This is a genomic window from Neisseria sp. WLZKY-1, from assembly GCF_046546535.1.
Taxonomy (GTDB): Bacteria; Pseudomonadota; Gammaproteobacteria; order Burkholderiales; family Neisseriaceae; genus Neisseria.
The window spans coordinates 22,798-40,551 of record NZ_JBKGTW010000002.1 but is presented as its reverse complement, the minus strand read 5'-3'; the positions used below and the strand labels follow the sequence as shown (position 1 = coordinate 40,551).

General features: G+C 59.7%; 20 protein-coding genes and 1 tRNA gene. 6 read left to right on the top strand and 15 right to left on the bottom strand.

Annotated elements, in window-relative coordinates; all coding sequences use genetic code 11:
- Positions 1–142 precede the first annotated feature (142 nt).
- From ACLD9W_RS01005 to ACLD9W_RS00970, 8 genes are all read right to left on the bottom strand, one after another.
- Positions 143–292, bottom strand: coding sequence for a hypothetical protein (locus ACLD9W_RS01005; protein WP_410840281.1), 150 nt, complete (start codon positions 290–292; stop codon positions 143–145).
- 53 nt (positions 293–345) lie between these two features.
- Complete coding sequence (tatC, locus tag ACLD9W_RS01000; protein WP_410840280.1) at positions 346–1,092, bottom strand: twin-arginine translocase subunit TatC; 747 nt, start codon at positions 1,090–1,092, stop codon at positions 346–348.
- Positions 1,089–1,610: a Sec-independent protein translocase protein TatB gene (gene tatB / locus ACLD9W_RS00995; RefSeq protein ID WP_410840279.1), complete on the bottom strand. Its 522-nt coding sequence runs from the start codon at positions 1,608–1,610 to the stop codon at positions 1,089–1,091. The genes tatC and tatB overlap by 4 nt, the downstream gene beginning before the upstream one ends.
- A 3-nt stretch (positions 1,611–1,613) precedes the next feature.
- Positions 1,614–1,820, bottom strand: a complete 207-nt coding sequence (gene tatA, locus ACLD9W_RS00990) for a Sec-independent protein translocase subunit TatA (RefSeq protein WP_410840278.1) — start codon at positions 1,818–1,820, stop codon at positions 1,614–1,616.
- 37 nt (positions 1,821–1,857) lie between these two features.
- Positions 1,858–2,190, bottom strand: coding sequence for a histidine triad nucleotide-binding protein (locus ACLD9W_RS00985; RefSeq protein ID WP_410840358.1), 333 nt, complete (start codon positions 2,188–2,190; stop codon positions 1,858–1,860).
- 267 nt (positions 2,191–2,457) lie between these two features.
- The gene (locus ACLD9W_RS00980) at positions 2,458–3,936 is read right to left on the bottom strand and encodes a protein adenylyltransferase SelO (protein WP_410840277.1); all 1,479 of its coding nucleotides are present in this window, start codon (positions 3,934–3,936) and stop codon (positions 2,458–2,460) included.
- Positions 3,937–4,432: 496 nt separating this feature from the next.
- Positions 4,433–5,017 (bottom strand): GTP cyclohydrolase II, encoded by a 585-nt coding sequence (ribA, locus tag ACLD9W_RS00975; protein WP_410840276.1) that lies wholly within the window; start codon positions 5,015–5,017, stop codon positions 4,433–4,435.
- Positions 5,010–5,672 carry a GAF domain-containing protein gene (locus tag ACLD9W_RS00970; protein ID WP_410840275.1) on the bottom strand — a complete coding sequence of 221 codons (663 nt, stop codon included), beginning with the start codon at positions 5,670–5,672 and terminating at the stop codon, positions 5,010–5,012. Before ACLD9W_RS00970 ends, ribA begins: the two co-directional genes overlap by 8 nt.
- A gap of 192 nt (positions 5,673–5,864) precedes the next feature.
- Between ACLD9W_RS00970 and ACLD9W_RS00965 the strand changes: the two genes are divergently transcribed.
- Positions 5,865–5,949 (top strand) — tRNA-Leu (locus tag ACLD9W_RS00965).
- 96 nt (positions 5,950–6,045) lie between these two features.
- Here ACLD9W_RS00965 and ACLD9W_RS00960 read toward each other — a convergent pair.
- The 7 genes from ACLD9W_RS00960 to gatC all read right to left on the bottom strand — a co-directional run bounded on the left by ACLD9W_RS00960 (position 6,046) and on the right by gatC (position 11,847).
- On the bottom strand, positions 6,046–6,678 hold the full coding sequence (locus ACLD9W_RS00960) for a trimeric intracellular cation channel family protein (protein WP_410840274.1): 633 nt from the start codon (positions 6,676–6,678) through the stop codon (positions 6,046–6,048).
- Positions 6,679–6,760: 82 nt separating this feature from the next.
- Positions 6,761–7,660: a VirK/YbjX family protein gene (locus ACLD9W_RS00955; RefSeq protein WP_410840273.1), complete on the bottom strand. Its 900-nt coding sequence runs from the start codon at positions 7,658–7,660 to the stop codon at positions 6,761–6,763.
- A 59-nt stretch (positions 7,661–7,719) separates the two neighbouring features.
- Positions 7,720–8,262, bottom strand: coding sequence for a PD-(D/E)XK nuclease superfamily protein (locus tag ACLD9W_RS00950; RefSeq protein ID WP_410840272.1), 543 nt, complete (start codon positions 8,260–8,262; stop codon positions 7,720–7,722).
- Complete coding sequence (locus ACLD9W_RS00945) at positions 8,255–9,064, bottom strand: DNA-methyltransferase (protein WP_410840271.1); 810 nt, start codon at positions 9,062–9,064, stop codon at positions 8,255–8,257. The genes ACLD9W_RS00950 and ACLD9W_RS00945 overlap by 8 nt, the downstream gene beginning before the upstream one ends.
- Positions 9,057–9,866 carry a Dam family site-specific DNA-(adenine-N6)-methyltransferase gene (locus ACLD9W_RS00940; protein WP_410840270.1) on the bottom strand — a complete coding sequence of 270 codons (810 nt, stop codon included), beginning with the start codon at positions 9,864–9,866 and terminating at the stop codon, positions 9,057–9,059. Before ACLD9W_RS00940 ends, ACLD9W_RS00945 begins: the two co-directional genes overlap by 8 nt.
- Before the next feature lie 108 nt (positions 9,867–9,974).
- On the bottom strand, positions 9,975–11,426 hold the full coding sequence (gatA, locus tag ACLD9W_RS00935; RefSeq protein ID WP_410840269.1) for an Asp-tRNA(Asn)/Glu-tRNA(Gln) amidotransferase subunit GatA: 1,452 nt from the start codon (positions 11,424–11,426) through the stop codon (positions 9,975–9,977).
- Between the two features lie 130 nt (positions 11,427–11,556).
- Positions 11,557–11,847 carry an Asp-tRNA(Asn)/Glu-tRNA(Gln) amidotransferase subunit GatC gene (gatC, locus tag ACLD9W_RS00930; protein ID WP_410840268.1) on the bottom strand — a complete coding sequence of 97 codons (291 nt, stop codon included), beginning with the start codon at positions 11,845–11,847 and terminating at the stop codon, positions 11,557–11,559.
- A 241-nt stretch (positions 11,848–12,088) separates the two neighbouring features.
- Here gatC and ACLD9W_RS00925 point away from each other — a divergent pair, with 241 nt between their 5' ends.
- The 5 genes from ACLD9W_RS00925 to rodA are packed head-to-tail and all read left to right on the top strand — an operon-like array spanning position 12,089 to position 17,725.
- Positions 12,089–13,132 carry a rod shape-determining protein gene (locus ACLD9W_RS00925; RefSeq protein ID WP_094031100.1) on the top strand — a complete coding sequence of 348 codons (1,044 nt, stop codon included), beginning with the start codon at positions 12,089–12,091 and terminating at the stop codon, positions 13,130–13,132.
- A gap of 21 nt (positions 13,133–13,153) precedes the next feature.
- Complete coding sequence (gene mreC, locus ACLD9W_RS00920; protein WP_410840267.1) at positions 13,154–14,029, top strand: rod shape-determining protein MreC; 876 nt, start codon at positions 13,154–13,156, stop codon at positions 14,027–14,029.
- A complete protein-coding gene (gene mreD / locus ACLD9W_RS00915; protein ID WP_009425328.1) occupies positions 14,026–14,526 on the top strand; it encodes a rod shape-determining protein MreD in 501 nt (166 codons plus the stop codon). The genes mreC and mreD overlap by 4 nt, the downstream gene beginning before the upstream one ends.
- Complete coding sequence (gene mrdA / locus ACLD9W_RS00910; RefSeq protein WP_410840266.1) at positions 14,523–16,607, top strand: penicillin-binding protein 2; 2,085 nt, start codon at positions 14,523–14,525, stop codon at positions 16,605–16,607. Before mreD ends, mrdA begins: the two co-directional genes overlap by 4 nt.
- Positions 16,604–17,725 (top strand): rod shape-determining protein RodA, encoded by a 1,122-nt coding sequence (rodA, locus tag ACLD9W_RS00905; RefSeq protein ID WP_410840265.1) that lies wholly within the window; start codon positions 16,604–16,606, stop codon positions 17,723–17,725. The genes mrdA and rodA overlap by 4 nt, the downstream gene beginning before the upstream one ends.
- Positions 17,726–17,754: the final 29 nt, after the last annotated feature.

Below are 17,754 nucleotides of genomic sequence, written 5' to 3'. Positions count from 1 at the left end.
CTCCCGACTGCACGCCTGCGGCTGCGCCGCTGCGTCTTCCGAATGCCGTCCGACGCTGCTGCCACGGAGCGGATATTTTGGTTTGCTCCAAACAAACTGCAAAAGGCCGTCTGAAAACGTTTCAGACGGCCTTTTGTTTTGGTTAGGCACTTTCGGCAGGCAGGTTTTCCAGTGCCTGGTAAAAGCGTCCGATGCCTTCTTGGTCGGTGTGCGGCGAGGCGTAGCACGGCATGGCTAGGATGCGCCGGCGGTTTTCTTCCAGGCCGATTTGTCTCCGACAGCAATAAAGCATAAAGCCGTCTGAAAACCGTCTTGACTATTGTCAAGCTGCGTTTTCAGACGGCCTTATTCCTCCCCGTCCGCTTCGCCGCTGTCGGGCACGGGTTTGAACAGGCGGGCGGCCAGCAGGCCGAGTTCGTAGAGCAGCACCATGGGCCCGGCCATCAGCACCTGCGACAGGACGTCGGGCGGGGTAATGACGGCGGCGACGGCAAAGGCGCCGACGATAACGTAGGGCCGCGCGCCGCGCATTTGTTCCAGCGACACCACGCCCATGCGGTGCAGCAGGACGACGACGATGGGCACTTCAAAGGTTGCGCCGAAAGCGACGAACATGCCGAGCACGAAAGACAGGTATTTGTCGATGTCGGTGGCCATGCTCACGCCCTGCGGCGTGACGCCGGCAAGGAATTTGAACACGATGGGGAAAACGGCGAAATAGGCGAAGGCCATGCCGCAGGCGAAAAGGATGAGGCTGGAGAGCACCAGCGGCAGAATCAGGCGTTTTTCGCTGCGGTAGAGGGCGGGGGCGACAAACGCCCAGATTTGGTAGAGCGTGTGCGGCAGGGTGGCGAGGAAAGCGGTCATCAGCGCCACTTTCACCGGCACGAAAAACGGTGCGATCACGTCGGTGGCAATCATCTGCGAGCCCTGCGGCAGGGTGGCCATCAACGGTTGGGCGACGAAGGTGTAAAGCTGCTGGGCGAAGGGCACGGCGGCGAAGAAGGCGGCCAGGAGTGCCAGCATGATCCACATCAGGCGGCGGCGCAGCTCGATCAGGTGTTCCATCAGGGTTTGCGTCTGCGCGCTCATTGTCCTGCTCCTTTCAGACGGCCTCTTTGGCGGCGCACGCGCAACTGCGGCTGCGGGCGGTGGCGCGGGCGCAGGTCGCGGCGGCGGTTCATCGCCTGGCGGCGCAGGGTCACCATATGCACGGGCGCGGCGCAGTCGTAAAAAGCGCCGCCCGCATCAAGCGGACGGCCGTTGCCGTCGAGGCCGAAATCGGCGGGGGTACGCTGCGGCGGCAGACGCTCCCAAGCGGGCAGATCTTCGTCCGCTTCGGGGTTTTCAGACGGCCTGTCGCCGTATTGCGGGCTTTGCAGGCCGTCGCGCACTTCGCGCACCGCCGAGGCAAAATCCTCTTTCACTTCGGCCAGCTCGGCCTGTTCGATTTGGCGGTTGATTTCGCCCTTCATGTCGGCGGCGAAGCGTTGTAGCCTGCCCAGCCAGCGTCCGGCGGTGCGCGCCGCTTTCGGCAGACGTTCGGGCCCGAGGACGACGAGGGCGACGATGCCGGTGAGCAGCAGTTCGCTGAAACCGAGATCGAACATGGTTTAGGCGGATTTGTCGTTGTCGGCGGCGGACTTGGCGGCGGCTTCGTCCTTGCTTTCGCCGTCGGTGCCTTCGTTCAGTCCTTTTTTGAAGTCGTGCACCGCGCCGCCGAGGTCTTTGCCGACGTTGCGCAGTTTTTTCGTACCGAACACCAGCACGACGATGAGTAACAACAAGAGCCAGTGGCTGAGGCTGCTGAATCCGGGCATAAGTTTTTCCTTTTATATAACGTTTGGTTGGGGCTGTTCAGACGGCCTGTGCGGGCGTGCCCATGATATGGATGTGCAGGTGGAACACTTCCTGGCCGCCGCCGCGTCCGGTGTTGATCTGCGTTTTGAAGCCGTTGGAGAGGCCGTGTTCGGCGGCGATTTGCTGCACTTTCAGCATCATTCTGCCCAACAGGGCTTCGTGGCGGCTTTCGGCGTGTGCCAGCGAGTCGAAATGCTCTTTGGGAATCAGCAGCAGGTGCACGGGCGCGGCGGGGCGGATGTCTTTGAAACACAGGGTTTCTTCGTCTTCGTATACCACGGCGGCGGGGATTTGTTTGTCGGCGATTTTGCAGAAAATGCAGTCGGTCATATCGTTCTCCTGTCGGCAGGCGTTTTCAGACGGCCTGATGCCTGCGGCAAAGCGCGGATTGTAATACAAACGACAAAGGCCGTTGCGTCTAAATTAAGGATGAGGCCGTCTGAAACGGGCTTTCAGACGGCCTTTCGTACGGCGGGGCAAGCGGTTGGCCGCCAGATGCGGATGCGGCGGAGGCCGTCTGAAAAACAGCCCGTACCCCTTCGGGGCATAAACGCGGGAATGACGTTCCGAAACAGGCTTTCAGACGGCCTCATGCGTTCAGCTCGAACAGGACAGGACGGGCGGCGGGCTGCCTGCGGGCGGGGCTTCGGCGAAGTCGGCAAATTCGGGCTGTTCGTCGTAAGGATTGGCCAGACAGCGGCGCAGGCGTTCGATGGGGGCGAAGTCGCCCGCTTCTGCCGCCTCGACGGCCTGTTGCGCCAAATGGTTGCGCAGGATGTAGAGCGGGTTGGCGCGGTTCATGCGCACGGCGCGTTCGTCGCGGCGACTGTTTTCCGCACGCAGGCGCTGGCGGTAGCGGCCGATCCACAGGGCAAGGTCGGGCGGCAGGCTGCCGCCGCATAGGCTCAGCAGCTCTGCGGGCACGGGGTCGGCGTGTGCTTCGGTCAGCAGGGACAGGCGGCGGAAGAAGAGTGTGAAATCTATGCCTTTGCCGTGCAGGGCGGCGAAGAGGTCTTCGGCCAAGGCGGCATCGCCTGCGTGTTCGGTTTGCAGGCCGAGTTTGCGCCGCATTACGGCGAGATAGGCCGTCTGAAAGTGCTGCGGCCATTGCTGCGCCAGGGCATCGGCTTCGTTTTCGCTGCCTGCGAGCAGCGGGGCGAAGCAGGCGGCCAAGGCGGCAACGTTCCAGTGAGCGGCGTAGGGCTGGGCGTGGTAGGCGTAGCGTCCGGCTTTGTCGGAGCGGTTGGCGACGTGGCGGCGGTCGTAGGCGTCGAGGAAGGCGAAGGGGCCGTAGTCGATGGTGAGGCCGAGGGCGGACATATTGTCGGTGTTCATCACGCCGTGGCAGAAGCCGACGCCCTGCCAGGCGGCGATAAGGCCGGCGGTGCGGCGGATAACGGCGTCGAGCAGGGCGGCGTAGGGGCTCGCGGCGGCGGCGCAGTCGGGGTAGTGGCGGCGGATGAGGTAGTCGGCGAGTTGTTGCAGTCCTTCGCTGCGGCCGGTGTAAAACAGGTATTCGAAATGGCCGAAGCGCAGAAAGTCGGGGGCGAGGCGGGTGAGGACGGCGGCGTTTTCCTGCTGTTCGCGGTAGACGGGGTCGGCGCTGGCGCACAGGGCGAGGGCGCGGGTGGTGGGGATGCCGAGGCCGTGCATGGCTTCGGAGCACAGGTATTCGCGCACGCTCGAGCGCAACACGGCGCGGCCGTCGGCAAAGCGGGAATACGGGGTTTTGCCCGCGCCTTTGAGCTGCCACTGCCAGAGGCGGCCGTGGCGGTCGGTGGCTTCGCCGATCAGCAGGGCGCGGCCGTCGCCGAGTTTGGAGGTGTAGACGCCGAACTGGTGGCCTGCGTAGGCGGTGGCGACGGGCGGCGGGGCATAGCCGTCGGCGCTACCCGACAGGTAGGCGAGGTTGGCGGCTGTCTGAAAACCCTGCGCCGTCAGGCCGAAATCGGCCAGCAGGTCGGGATTGGCGGCCACCCAATAGGGCTCGTTCAACGGCTCGGGACGCACGGCGGCATACATCACGTCGGGCAGTTCGGCCAGCGGCAGGGGGCGCAGCGGCAGGGTGTGGGACATGGGTTTTCCTTTTGGCGGGGAGGTTGAGGCCGTCTGAAAAGGCTGCGGTGGTGCTTTCAGACGGCCTCCATTCAGGCAAACAACACAGCAATACCGCCCGCAATCAGCGCAAGCTGCACCGCGCCTTTGAGCAGAGCCGTGCGGCTGACGAAGTTATAGTGAAACAAAATAGGAAAGATACAAGGCAGCAAGCCGAAGACAGTATGAGTAATACGGCAAGGCGCAGCAACGCCGTAGATTTTCTATTTTGTTTCACTTATAGATAAACAGCGTGCCCGTCAGCGCCAACATCAGAATAATCTGCCAACCCTGCCAACGGTTCAGATGCTGCGCTTCGCTGAAACAGGTATGCAGGTGCAGCATGAAAACGGTGCAGACCAGCAAAATGAGACCATTTTGTTTTTCTTTCTGTTGTTTAAAGGATTCCGTGTGCAGCCTTTAAGGCCGTCTGAAAACAGAAAAAGGGATTTCAGACGGCCTCAAAGCCCAGTGGCTTTTAAAACAAATGCCCCAGCTTCTCGGCCTTGGTTTGCAGATAACGCTCGTTTTCCGCATTTTCGCCCACATGCAGCGGCACGCGTTCGGCAACGTCGATGCCCGCTTCGCGCAGCGTACTCACCTTGTCGGGATTATTGGTTAAAAGGCGCACACCCTTGATGCCCAGATGGGCGAAAATCTGTTGGGCGAGACGGAAATCGCGGGCGTCGACGGGCAGGCCGAGGGCAAGGTTGGCCTCCACCGTGTCCATGCCCTGATCCTGCAAACGGTAGGCGCGGATTTTGTTGATCAGGCCGATGCCGCGCCCTTCCTGCCGCAGGTAGGCGATGCAGCCGCGCCCTTCACGCTGCACGGCCTGCATGGCCGCCTGCAGCTGCGGCCCGCAGTCGCATTTGCGCGAAAACAGCGCGTCGCCAGTCAGGCATTCGGAGTGCACGCGCGCCAGAACGGGCAGGCCGTCTGAAACGTCGCCCATCGTCAGCGCCACATGTTCTTGGCCGTTTTCATCTTCAAAACCGTGCATGGTGAACACGCCCCACTCCGTCGGCAGGCGGCACGAGGCGACAAATGCCAGCTTAGCCATGGCCGTCCTCCTGTGCTTCGTCTTCGCCCGCCAGCCGCCGCAAAGGTTCGGCCAGCGCCAGCGCCAGGCCGACCCATGCCGTTTGCGCCGCCGCGTCGAAAGCGTTTTTCTCCGCCGCTTCGACATAAACCACGCCCAAAACCATGCCGTTTTCCAGCGTGACGGGCAACGCCATCTGGCTGCCCGAACCGGCATGCGCCGCGCCGCGCAGCTCGTCAAATTCCAGCCATCGCGCCACGTCGTCGGCCAGATTCAGCCAGCCGCTCTGCGCCGAACGGCTCGCCAGATGCCGCCAGCCGGTTTCCTCGTCCAGCAGCAGCAGCCCTTCCGCCGCCTCGCCGCGTTGCGCCAAACCCAGCAGCACGCCCGCTTCCCGCAGCCGCAGATACACCGCCGCCGAACGCGCGCCCGAGCGCTCCCAAGCGGAATCGAGCGCCATAAACACCTGTTTCAACAGTTTTTCCGTCTCTTCATCCTGCGGCAGATAGTCCGACGGCACCACACCGCCGACACCGCCCCACAACACGGAGCGGTCGATCTCCGCCTGCCCCATTGCCACCACCGCCTGCGCCGCCAGATGCGCCATATGCACCTCGTCAGCAGAAAGCCGCAAACCCTGCGTTTGCAGGTAATCCCGAACCAATGTGTCCGACATCGTCCGACCTTTCTCGTCAATCAACATCATATAAAAAGTAAAAAGGCCGTCTGAAACCGTTCAGACGGCCTGTAGCGAATGCCCGCCAATATAATCCGTTTTGCCGTATTTTCAAGCCGCCGCCCGCTATGGCCGCGATTGCCGCCCTTGCAAAAAACCGCTGTTTCCGTATAATCCGCGCTTTCGTTCCGCGCGGACGTGGCGAAATTGGTAGACGCACCAGATTTAGGTTCTGGCGCCGAGAGGTGTGAGAGTTCGAGTCTCTCCGTCCGCACCAACATACAAAAACAGCCCAACTTTTCGGGCTGTTTTTTTACGTCTAATACCGTCTAACGCCGTAAACCAAACGCCCGATAATCAGCGTTCGAACGGGCTAACTGTTTGCCGCGCCGCGCCGGTTTTGGAAACCCGGCAGCTGCCAATGGAAGCGGTAGGCCGTCAGCCGCAGCAGGCAGCCGCCGATAAAAAGCGCGTTGATCGTCAATACGTTAATCCAGCCTGCTTTGGAAAGCAGATACACCAGTATGCCGATAACGATGGCAACGCTGCCGTAAAGGTCAGAGCGCAGAATCATCGGCACTTTGTTCACCAGAATATCGCGCGCGATGCCGCCGCCGACGGCGGTAACGAACGCCAATACCACCACGCCGAACAGGTTCAAATGCAGCGCCACGCCGACCTGTGCGCCGGTAATGCTGAACGCGGCCAAACCGATGGCATCGGCCACGATAAACGCAGCGGTCAATACGGCGCGTTGGCGGCGCTCAATATGAAACAGCCAGGCAGCAGCCAGCGTGGCAAACACCACAATCAGCGCGTCGGTGCGCAAAAACACCTGCGGAATATGGCCGACCAGCGCGTCGCGCATCATGCCGCCGCCCACGGCGGTCAAGAGCGCGGTAATCACAACGCCGAGTACGTCGAGCCGCTTGCCGTAGCCGACGAGGTAGCCCGAAATGGCAAAAGCGGCGGTGCCGGTGATATTGATAAGGTCGGTAGGGGTCATGGTTTTGTGTGTGCGGGACGGGTTAGGGATGGACGGGAGGCCGTCTGAAAGGCACTCGGCATCTTTCAGACGGCCTTTGTTTTCAGACGGCCTTTTCGTCGGCCTGATTGTTTTGAGGCCGTCTGAAAAACGCCTGTATTTCGGTCTCAATTTGATCGAGCATTTGATAGCGTTTGCGGTACATCGAACGTTTTTTGCTGTCGATTTCGTCCATTTCTTTGCGCTGCGGCGCGGCGGGCAGGTGCCAGTAGCCGTCGCCGCCCAATATTGCGCCGCTTTCCTGCCAGAAGTGGTCGTAGTTCATTTTGACGCGTTTTTTCAGTTTCCAGCGCAGTTTGACTTGGTGGTCGTGGGCAATGCCCAAAGCAGGCAGGCCAAGTGCGGCGGCGAGGTATTGCAGGACGGAAGTTATGAGTCCCTGCGGGCGCAGGCCGTGCAGCTGCTTGGTGAGGCGGCGCACGGTGTCTTTGCCTTCTTCGCCCGCCGGCCCCTGCACCGACGCGGCCAGCAGCCCTTCGGGCAGCAGGGAAAACGTGGCGTTATAGAGGCGGCTGCCTGCGCCGTCGGTAAGCGTGACCGCCCAAAAACCTTCGTCGGCGCAGATGCCGTTGCGGTTGAGCACCAGCAAAAGGCCGTCTGAAATGCGGGCAAGCGGAACGGCGGTGGCGATATCGTCGAGCTTGTCCAGCATGGGTTTGGGAAACAGGCGGCAGGCGGCGGCGATGTCGTGCCGCATGGCCGCCAGCCGATCATCGGCACGAAAACGCTTGTCGATAAAGGCGTGCACCAGCGGGTAAGCGTCTTGCGGGCGCTTGGCAAACAATGCCTGATAGTCGGGACGGCTGTTGACAAAGGCTTCCAGCGCGCGGATTTGGCGGCGGTGCAGCAACACGCGCAGGGCAAATTTCAAATGCTGGTCGCGAAACTTGGGCGCGAAGTTGTACACGGCGCGGTAGTCGGGGAAGGTGAAAACTTTGGACATGGTGGGATTGGGGATTATGGGAGGCCGTCTGAAAGTTTCAGACGGCCTTCGGGTTATGGTTATTCGTGGGGAAGACCCAGCCATTTGAGGGGAATCTCGTTAAACAGATAATGGCAGTTCATGCTGTGGATATAGTCAAGTGTATCTTTATATTTTTCTTGTTTGAACCAATCGCTCAATACATAAACATACTCAACTCTCCAGCCTAAACCATGTACTAATTTGGTATATTGCTTCCTTTTGAAATCACAAGTCTGTAATTTTTCGTCAACAGAACCTTCTACTTGTTGGAACTTGATTTCAATAATAAATAGCGTATCACGCACAATAACAAACAGCGCATTGTCAGGCTCTAGGCGTTTGGATAAATGCTTTTGCCAATCGATGTTATATGGCTCTTGTTCCAAGAAACGATACAGCTCCCTTTTCTTAAAACAGTAAGCGAGCTTTTCATTATTAAACCAGATTTCGTATCCGGTTTTATTTTTGGACTCCTTTAGAGAGTAGCCGTCAATTTGTTCAAACAGTCTTTTGATGTCCGTACGTTGTTCAAAATGCAAACCTGTCGTGGTATTGCCGCCACCTTTGCCACCTTTAATCATTTTCTAACCTCTTCTTAGCCAATTCAAAAAACGCTTCTTCTTTCTCACACCCGCAAAACCTGCGCCCGTGTTTCAATGCCGCAACGCCTGTCGTGCCGCTGCCTGCAAACGGGTCAAATATCAAATCGCCGATGTTTGAGGCAGCCTGAATGCAGCGTTCGAGCAGGGCAAGCGGTTTTTGTGTCGGGTGTTTGCCGTGTGCCTTCTCCGCCTTGTTCGGTGGGGCTATTTGCCAAACCGATTTCATTTGTTTGCCGCCGTTTTGCGTTTTCATGGTTTCGTAATGAAAGGTGTGCTTTGCTTTTTTGCTTTTCTTTGCCCACAACAGCGTTTCGGTGGAATGGGTGAAAAAACGGCAGGACAGGTTCGGCGGCGGGTTGGGCTTTTCCCATGTGATGTTGTTCAAAATATGGTAGCCGATGCTCTGCATCAGGTAGCCGATCAGGTAAATGTTGTGCTGCGTGCCGCATACCCAGATTGTGCCGTCTGGATTAAGCAGGGCGTAGCACAACCTGAGCCATTGTTCGTAAAACTCCATATCGGCGGCCATGCCCTGCGATTTGTCCCAGCCGCCTTTGTTTACGGAAACCATCTGCCCGTTTTGGCAGGTAAAGCCGTTGTTGGAAAGGAAATACGGCGGGTCGGCGAAAATCATGTCAAAGCAACCGTTTGGGTGCTTGTCTAAAATTTTGCGCATCACGGTTAACGCGTCTTCGTGATACAGAACAAGGCCGTCTGAAACGTGTTTTTTCAGGCTGCTTTGATAGGGCGCGGCGGCTTCGGCCAACAGGTTTTTATTCATAAACGGCCAAAATCTCGCCGACTTTCTGCCTGCTGCTGCCTTTGGCGGCGATGTTGCGTTGCACTTCGATGGTTTCCAAGCGGGCGTTGCGGTAAAGCTCGCGGGTAAACGGCGTATCGTGATTAGAAATCAGCACGCCTTGCGATTGTTTGGCTGCGCGTTCGGCGGCGGTGGCAAGGCGGCGTTGGTCGTCGGCGTTGAAACCGTTTTGCACGTAGGCGGTAAACGAAGCGGTTTCGCTTAACGGCACATAGGGCGGATCGCAGTAAATAAGGTCGTCTGAACCTGCCGACGCCAAGGCCGTCTGAAAATCTCCGCACACCAATTCAATGCGGTCGGCCTTTTGCAAAAATCCTTGCATTTCTGCTTCAGGAAAATAGGGAGCTTTGTATTTGCCAAAGGGTACGTTAAATCCGCCTTTGCTGTTGTAGCGGCACAGGCCGTTAAAGGCGTGGCGGTTGAGATAGACAAACAGCGCGGCGCGTTCGGTTCTGTCGCGGCTTTGGTTGAATTGTTCGCGCAATTGGTAATAACGGCTACTTTCGTTGTTTTCTGTGGTGAAAAACGAGCGGGCGTAGCCGATAAATTCCTGCTTTTGCTCTTTTAAGGTTTGAAACAGGCCGATAAGGTCGGCGTTGGTATCGTTTAAAAGATAAGCGTCAAATTCTAAAACCAAAGAAACGGCGGCCGAGCCCGCAAACGGCTCTATCAGTCGTTTGCGGGTTCGGCTTGGCAGATGGGTTTCGATGAAACGGGCGAGCTTGTATTTGCTGCCCGCCCATTTGAGAAAGGGTTTGGACATTGGGTTTTCAGGCTGCCTTAAAGATGTCGGATACAAGTATCCGACCTACGCTCTAAGGCCGTCTGAAAGCCTGTCAGATACTTTTCAGACGGCCTTTTGCTTACGCTTTTACAGCTTCGGCGCTTTGCTGTGCCAGTCGCTTGCCAATTGGATTTGGTGGGCGGCGTTGAGCAGGCGGGCTTCGGAAAAGTGGTTACCAATAAGCTGTACGCCGATGGGCAGGCCGTTGCGGCAGAAGCCGGCGGGCAGGCTGAGGGCGGGCAGGCCGGCGAGGTTGACGGCGATGGTGTAGATGTCGGAAAGATAGGCTTTCAAGGGGTCGCCGCCGTGTTGGCCGATTTGCGGGGCGGAGCTGGGGGCGGTGGGGCCTAAGATAAGGTCGCATCCGGCAAAGGCCGTCTGAAAGTCGTTGGCGACGAGGCGGCGCAGTTTTTGCGCTTTGATGTAGTAGGCGTCGTAGTAGCCGTGGCTCAGTACATAAGTGCCGATCATGATGCGGCGTTTGACTTCGCTGCCGAAGCCTTCGGCGCGGGTGTTGGCGTACATTTCTTCGAGATTGGCAAACTCGGCTGCGCGGTGGCCGTAGCGCACGCCGTCGTAGCGCGACAGGTTGGTGCTGGCTTCGGCGGAGGCGAGGACGTAATAGGCGGGGATGGACAGGGCGGTTTGCGGCAGGGACACTTCTACCGTTTCCGCGCCCATGCCGCGCAGCAGGTCGATGGTGTTTTGCAGGGCGGTTTTGACGTCTGCTTCGCAGCCGTCGCCGAAGTATTCTTTGGGCAGGCCGATTTTCAGGCCTTTGAGCGGGCGGTTTAGGTCGCGGGTGTAGTCTTCTTTTTCGCGTTCGAGGCTGGTGGAGTCGCGCTCATCAAAGCCTGCCATGGCGTTGAGCAGGATGGCGCAGTCTTCGGCGGTTTGCGCCATCGGGCCGGCTTGGTCGAGGCTGGAGGCGTAGGCAATCATGCCGAAGCGGGAAACGGTGCCGTAGGTGGGTTTCAAGCCTGTAATACCGCAATGGGAGGCAGGCTGGCGGATGGAACCGCCGGTATCCGAACCGAGGCTGGCGGGGGCGAGGCGGGCGGCAATCACGGCTGCCGAGCCGCCGGACGAGCCGCCGGGCACATGGGCGGTATTCCACGGGTTTTTGGCCGCGCCGTAGTAGGAATTTTCGTTGGCCGAACCCATGGCAAATTCGTCCATATTGGTGCGGCCGAGCGTTACCATGCCTTGGTCGAGCAGGTTTTGTACGACGGTGGCGGTGTAGGGCGAGACGAAGTTGTCGAGCATTTTGCTGGCACAGGCGCTGCGCCAGCCGGTTTGGCAGAAGATGTCTTTATAGGCAACGGGCACGCCGGTGAGCGCGGTGGCTTCTCCGGCGGCAATGCGCGCATCGGCGGCGCGGGCTTCGGCGAGGGTTTTTTCTTCGTCAAGCGTGATGTAGCCGTTGATGGCGGCATTGCGCGCGGCGATGGCTTTGAGGTATTCGGTGGCCAGTTCGACGGCGGAGATTTGTTTGGACTGTAATAATTCGGAGGCTTGTTTGAGGGTGTAGGGGGTCATGTTTTTTCCGGGAAATGCGGTTCAGACGGCCTGCAATCTGTGTTGCTGAAAAACAATGGAAACAGGGTGCGCCAAGCGGATGTGATGTTTTCAGACGGCCTTCAAGTCAGGCATGAGGCCGTCTGAACGCTTATTCTTCGATAACCTGCGGCACGATGTAGAGACGGTTTCGCACCTCGGGCGCACAGGTTTGGTATTCGGCGGCGCGGTCGGTTTCGGTAACTTTGTCGTCGCGCAGGCGCAGGGCGAGATCGTGCGGGTGGGTCATGGGTTCGATGCCTTCGGTATCGACGGCCTGCATTTTTCCAACCAGATCGAAGATGCCGTTCAGATCGCCGAGCATCTGCTGTTTTTCGTTTTCGTCCAGACTCAGCCGCGACAGGCGGGCGATTTTCTCTACATCGGACAGGCTCAGGGACATGAAAATTTCCTTAAAGATAATTAGCAATATTGACAATTTAGGGTATCATAGCGCGCTTTCCGCCAAGCGGCGCGGATTATAACCGAAACGCGCTGCCGGAATAACTAATTTCCCCCGCTCAGACGGCCTCCCCGCAAGATGCTGTTTACAACCCGCTTCACAAACCAAATGTAAACAGCCGCCGGATTCAGGCCGTCTGAAAACGTATCGACACCCTCCGTTTACCATTGCAGGAATCCCTATGTTTCCCCGTTTCATCACCCGTTATTTCTCCAACGATCTGGCCATCGACCTGGGCACGGCCAACACGCTGATCTACACCAAAGGCAAAGGCATTGTTCTGGATGAGCCTTCCGTGGTGGCGATGCAGATCGATCCGAACACCGGCCGCAGCGCGGTACTGGCAGTCGGCACGGACGCGAAAAAAATGCTTGGCCGCACACCCGGCAGCATCCAAGCCATCCGTCCGATGAAAGACGGCGTGATCGCCGACTTTACCGTCACCGAAAAAATGCTCAAACACTTCATCAAAAAAGTTACGCACAGCCGCTTTGCCGCCACGCCGCGCATCGTTATCTGCGTGCCCTGCGGTTCGACCCAGGTGGAGCGCAAAGCCATCCGCGACTCGGCCGAAGCGGCGGGCGCATCGGCGGTTTATCTGATCGAAGAACCGATGGCCGCAGCCATCGGCGCCGGTCTGCCCATCGAAGAGCCGACCGGTTCGATGGTGGTGGACATCGGCGGCGGCACCACCGAAGTGGGCGTAATGTCACTCTCCGGCGTGGTGTACTCGCACTCGGTGCGCGTCGGCGGCGACGCTTTCGATGAAGCCATCATCAATTATGTGCGCCGCAACTACGGCATGTTAATCGGCGAGGCCACCGCCGAAAGCATCAAAAAAGACATCGGCACGGCCTTCCCCGGCATGGAAGTGAAAGAAATCGAAGTCAAAGGCCACAACGTCGCCGAAGGCATCCCCCGCTCTTTCACCATCTCCTCCAACGAAGTGCTCGAAGCGATTACCGAGCCGGTCAACCAAATCGTCCAATCGGTAAAAACCGCTTTGGAACAAACCCCGCCCGAGCTGGGTGCCGACATTGCCGAGCGCGGCCTGGTACTCACCGGCGGCGGCGCGCTGCTCAAAGGTTTGGACAGGCTGCTGGCCGAAGAGACCGGCCTGCCGGTGATGATTGCCGAAGACCCGCTCACCTGCGTCGCCCGCGGCACCGGCCGCGCCCTCGATCTGGTAGGCCGTCTGAATTCCATCTTCGTCGCCAATCCCTAAACCTCAACAGCGCCCGGTGCCATGTCCAAATCCCTGAGCTTCACACGCAACCGCAACCACCCCGTCAACCGGCTGGTTATCCTGTCGATTGCCAGCGTTGCGCTGATGGTTTTGGACAGCCGCTACGCCGCCGTGCAGCAGCTCAAATCCTATCTTTCCACCGCGCTCAAACCCTTGCAGTGGCTGGCCGACAAACCGGTCGAACTGTACGAATACGGCAGCACTTTCCTGCACTCGCAGCAGTCGCTGATTGCCGCCAACAGCCGCCTGCAAACGGAAAACATGCGCCTGGTCGCCCTGCTGCGGCAAAGCGGCGCCGAACGGCGCGAGCTGGCGGAGCTTAGACGGATCAACGGCCTGAAAAACGCCGCATTGGAAAACGGTACGGCGGCGGAAGTGGTGTCCAACGGCAAAAACCCGCTTGCCGACAAGCTGGTTATCAACAAAGGCAGCAGCGACGGTTTGCAGGCGGGCGATGCGGTGGTCGACCAAAACGGCCTGATCGGCCAGCTCACCGCCGTGCACCCGTTCGGTGCCGAACTGACCCTGCTCACCCACGCCCAATCGGTCGTTCCCGTCACAGTCGAGCGTACCGGCGTACGCAGCCTGGTCTACGGCGACGGCAACCGTGTTTCCCTGCGCTATTTTCCCGTTGACGCCGATTTGCAGGCGGGCGACCTTCTGGTCACCTCCGGCCTTGATTCCGTTTATCCGGCCGGCATTCCCGTAGCCAAAGTGGAAAGCGCCGAGCGCTCCTCAGGCACACCCTATTACCGCGCTGCGCTGTCCGTTCCCGCCGCCGTGCGCAGCAGCAAATACGTACTGGTTCTGCCGCAAACCGAGCCCCTGAGTGTTCAGACGGCCTCCGAAGCGGCGGCATCCGCCCCCCGCCCATGACCGATTTCGACGATTTCTACAACCGGATTCCCAAACGCCTGATCGGCGCGACCTTTGCCGTCTCGCTCTTGTTTGACCTGATTCCCTTTCCCGCACACCTCTCCTTCTGGCTGCCGGAAGCTACCGCCCTTACCCTGCTCTACTGGGCGCTCAACCGCCCGCAGTCCGTCGGCATCGTCACCGCCTTCGTCTGCGGCCTGCTGATCGACATCGGTATCGCTGCGCCACTCGGCCGCCACGCGCTGGCCTACATCCTGATGGTGTTCTTCATCCAGAAATACCAGCGCTTCATCGTCCTGCAAAGCTATGCCTTCCAGTCCGTCGCCGTGCTGCTGGCACTGGCGGGCAGCCACATCGTCCTCATCCTCCTGCATCTGATTGCCGACCACCGCCTCACCGGCCTACCCGGCCTGCTCGCCCCCGTCGTCGGCGCACTGGCCTGGCCGATGCTCAACAAACTGATGCTGGCACTTCTGCATTTCTCCCGCCGCCGATGAAGACCTTCCGCCCCTATCCCGCCGCCCGCAACGATGCCGCCGCCGTACAGCGCGACTTCCGCATCCGCCTGTTCGCCGCATTCGCCTTCATCGTGCTGCTTTTCGGCGCGCTGGCGGCGCGTTTTGCCTATCTGCAGGTGCAAAAACACGGCGAATTCACCGCCCAGGCCGCCTCCAACCGCATCTCCCTGATTCCCACCCCGCCGATACGCGGCGAAATCGTCGACGCCAACGGCGTGGTGCTGGCGCACAACTATCCCGCCTACTCGCTGGAAATTGTCCCCAACCGCATCGAAGGCAAACTCGACGACACCGTGGCCGTCTTAAAAACCATGGCCGACATCAGCGAAACCGACCTCAAACGCTTCAAAAAATTCCGCAGCGAATTCCGTTCCTACGAAAAAATCCCGCTGAAACTCAAACTCACCCCCGACGAAGCCTCGCGCATCGCCGCCCGCCTCTACAGCCTGCCGGGCGTCGAAATCAACGCCCGCACCTTCCGCGAATACCCCTACGGCGAACAGACCGCCCACTTTATCGGCTACATCGGCCGCATCAGCGACAAAGACCAAAGCCGTCTGAACGAAGAAAAACTCAGCTCCCTCTACCGCGGCAGCACCCATATCGGCAAATCCGGTCTGGAAAGCTACTACGAACGCCAGCTTCTCGGCATGCCCGGCTACCGCGAAGTGGAAAAAGACGCCTACGGCAACATCATCCGCACCATCAAAACCGTGCCGCCGCAAAACGGCCAGACGCTGAAACTAGCGATGGACATCCGCCTGCAGCAGGAAGCCGTGCGCCTGATGAGGGGCAAACGCGGCGCGATTGCCGCCATCGACCCGCAGACCGGCGGCGTGCTCGCCTTCGTCTCCAACCCCTCCTTCGATCCCAACCTATTTATCGACGGCATCGACAGCGACAACTGGAAAGCCCTCAACGAAAACTGGCAAAAACCCCTGATCAACCGCGTCACCCAGGGCCTCTACCCGCCCGGCTCCACCTTCAAACCCTTTATGGGCATGGCGCTTTTGGAAAGCGGCAAAATCGGCCAAAACACCGTCGTTCCCGCCCCCGGCTCGTGGAGCATACCCGGCACCAAACACCAGTTCCGCGACTCCGTACGCAGCGGCCACGGTTCAGCCAACCTGATGAAAGCGATACAGGTTTCCTCCGACACCTTCTTCTACCGCCTCGGCTTCGAGCTGGGCATCGAAAAAGCCCACCCCTACCTGTCCCAGTTCGGCCTCGGCCAACAGACCGGCATCGACCTGCCGCACGAATACAGAGGCGTGCTGCCCTCGCCGGAATGGAAAGAAAAACGCTTCGCCAAACTCCCCCCCGCGCGGCGCAAATGGAACGTCGCCGAAATGGTGCCCATCAGCATCGGCCAGGGCTACAACGCCTACACCCCCCTGCAAATGGCGCACGCTACCGCCACCCTTGCCAACAACGGCACGGTATACCGCCCCCACCTCGTCAAAGAACTGCTCGACCACAACAAACAGCAAATCACCCTCATCGACCCCAAACCCGTCCGCACCCTGCCCTTCAAACAGGCCCACTTCAACTACATCAAAGCCGCCATGGCCAAAGTGCTGCAACCGGGCGGCACCGCCCGCAAAGTCGGCGCGGGGCTCAAATACAGCATGGGCGGCAAAACCGGCACCGCCCAAGTCGTGCAGATCGCCCAAGGCAAATCCTACAACGCCGCCGCGCTGGCCGTACAACACCGCGACCACGCCTGGTTCATCGCCTTCGCCCCGCTGGACAAACCCAAAATCGCCATCGCCGTCATCCTCGAAAACGGCGGCTGGGGCGCGAATGCCGCCCCCCTCGCCCGCGCCCTGTCCGACTACTACCTGCTCACCCTCAAAGCGGGCGCCGACCGCGACATCCCCGTCGACAACAGCAGCCGCACCCTGGCCGACAACCCGCTCCTCACCGGCAGCGGCGCGGCCAAAAGGCCGTCTGAACACCCCGTTACCCGCGCCTTTCAGACGGCCTCACCGCCCGAACAAAGCGCGTCCGCCCCCCTTTCAGACGGCCTTCCCGCCTCCGCCCCGGAAACCGCGCCATGAACCAGAACCCGAACGAAAACATCCTGCAAAAAGCCAAACGCCTCATCTGGCAGCCCATCGACCCCTGGCTTTTTTACGCCATGCTCGTCATCTACATCATGAGCCTCTTCCTGCTCTACTCTGCCGACGGACAGGACGTCGGCCGCCTCGAAAGCAAAACCCTGCACACCGTCATCGGCTTCGCCCTCATCTGGCTCGTCGCCCGCACCAAACCGCAAACCCTCGCCAAATTCGCCCCGCCCGCCTACCTTCTCGGCGTGCTCATGCTTTTGGGCGTCCACTTCTTCGGCGTCACCGTCAACGGCTCGACCCGCTGGCTCAACCTCGGCATCCGCATCCAGCCCTCCGAAATCATGAAAATCGCCCTGCCCATGATGGTTGCCTGGTATCTGCAACGCAACGCCGGCAACCTGCGCTGGCACCACCACCTCACCGCCCTTATCATCGTCATCGTCCCCGTCTTCCTCATCTTGAAACAGCCCGACCTGGGCACCGCCACCCTCATCATGGCCTCCGGCGTCTTCGTCATCTTCTTCGCCGGCCTGCCGTGGAAAGTCATCCTCGCCGCCGGCATCGCCGCCGTCGCCGCCCTGCCCCTGATGTGGAACTACGTCATGCACGACTACCAGAAAACCCGCGTCCTCACCCTGCTCGACCCCACCAAAGACCCGCTGGGCGACGGCTACCACATCATCCAATCCATGATCGCCATCGGCTCGGGCGGCGTGTGGGGCAAAGGCTGGCTCAACGGCACGCAAACCCACCTCGACTACATCCCCGAATCCACCACCGACTTCATCTTCGCCGTATACGGCGAAGAATTCGGCCTTATCGGCAACCTCCTGCTCCTGGCCGTCTACCTCATCATCCTCGCCCGCGGCCTCTACATCGCCGCGCAAGCCCCCAACCTCTACAGCCGCACCCTCGCCGGCGCCCTCACCATGACCTTCTTCTGCTACGCCTTCGTCAACATGGGCATGGTCAGCGGTATCCTCCCCGTCGTCGGCGTCCCCCTCCCCCTCGTCAGCTACGGCGGCACCGCCACCCTCTCCATCATGACCATCCTCGCCCTCCTGATGGGCATCGCCAACCAGAAAAAAGACAAAAAGGCCGTCTGAAACCCTTTCAGACGGCCTCCGAAGCGGAA

Excerpts from the sequence above, each read along its gene's own strand:
- ACLD9W_RS01005 (WP_410840281.1), bottom strand. The coding sequence starts at position 292 with ATGCTTTATTGCTGTCGGAGACAAATCGGCCTGGAAGAAAACCGCCGG.
- tatC (WP_410840280.1), bottom strand. The coding sequence starts at position 1,092 with ATGAGCGCGCAGACGCAAACCCTGATGGAACACCTGATCGAGCTGCGC.
- tatB (WP_410840279.1), bottom strand. The coding sequence starts at position 1,610 with ATGTTCGATCTCGGTTTCAGCGAACTGCTGCTCACCGGCATCGTCGCC.
- tatA (WP_410840278.1), bottom strand. The coding sequence starts at position 1,820 with ATGCCCGGATTCAGCAGCCTCAGCCACTGGCTCTTGTTGTTACTCATC.
- ACLD9W_RS00985 (WP_410840358.1), bottom strand. The coding sequence starts at position 2,190 with ATGACCGACTGCATTTTCTGCAAAATCGCCGACAAACAAATCCCCGCC.
- ACLD9W_RS00980 (WP_410840277.1), bottom strand. The coding sequence starts at position 3,936 with ATGTCCCACACCCTGCCGCTGCGCCCCCTGCCGCTGGCCGAACTGCCC.
- ribA (WP_410840276.1), bottom strand. The coding sequence starts at position 5,017 with ATGGCTAAGCTGGCATTTGTCGCCTCGTGCCGCCTGCCGACGGAGTGG.
- ACLD9W_RS00970 (WP_410840275.1), bottom strand. The coding sequence starts at position 5,672 with ATGTCGGACACATTGGTTCGGGATTACCTGCAAACGCAGGGTTTGCGG.
- ACLD9W_RS00960 (WP_410840274.1), bottom strand. The coding sequence starts at position 6,678 with ATGACCCCTACCGACCTTATCAATATCACCGGCACCGCCGCTTTTGCC.
- ACLD9W_RS00955 (WP_410840273.1), bottom strand. The coding sequence starts at position 7,660 with ATGTCCAAAGTTTTCACCTTCCCCGACTACCGCGCCGTGTACAACTTC.
- ACLD9W_RS00950 (WP_410840272.1), bottom strand. The coding sequence starts at position 8,262 with ATGATTAAAGGTGGCAAAGGTGGCGGCAATACCACGACAGGTTTGCAT.
- ACLD9W_RS00945 (WP_410840271.1), bottom strand. The coding sequence starts at position 9,064 with ATGAATAAAAACCTGTTGGCCGAAGCCGCCGCGCCCTATCAAAGCAGC.
- ACLD9W_RS00940 (WP_410840270.1), bottom strand. The coding sequence starts at position 9,866 with ATGTCCAAACCCTTTCTCAAATGGGCGGGCAGCAAATACAAGCTCGCC.
- gatA (WP_410840269.1), bottom strand. The coding sequence starts at position 11,426 with ATGACCCCCTACACCCTCAAACAAGCCTCCGAATTATTACAGTCCAAA.
- gatC (WP_410840268.1), bottom strand. The coding sequence starts at position 11,847 with ATGTCCCTGAGCCTGTCCGATGTAGAGAAAATCGCCCGCCTGTCGCGG.
- ACLD9W_RS00925 (WP_094031100.1), top strand. The coding sequence starts at position 12,089 with ATGTTTCCCCGTTTCATCACCCGTTATTTCTCCAACGATCTGGCCATC.
- mreC (WP_410840267.1), top strand. The coding sequence starts at position 13,154 with ATGTCCAAATCCCTGAGCTTCACACGCAACCGCAACCACCCCGTCAAC.
- mreD (WP_009425328.1), top strand. The coding sequence starts at position 14,026 with ATGACCGATTTCGACGATTTCTACAACCGGATTCCCAAACGCCTGATC.
- mrdA (WP_410840266.1), top strand. The coding sequence starts at position 14,523 with ATGAAGACCTTCCGCCCCTATCCCGCCGCCCGCAACGATGCCGCCGCC.
- rodA (WP_410840265.1), top strand. The coding sequence starts at position 16,604 with ATGAACCAGAACCCGAACGAAAACATCCTGCAAAAAGCCAAACGCCTC.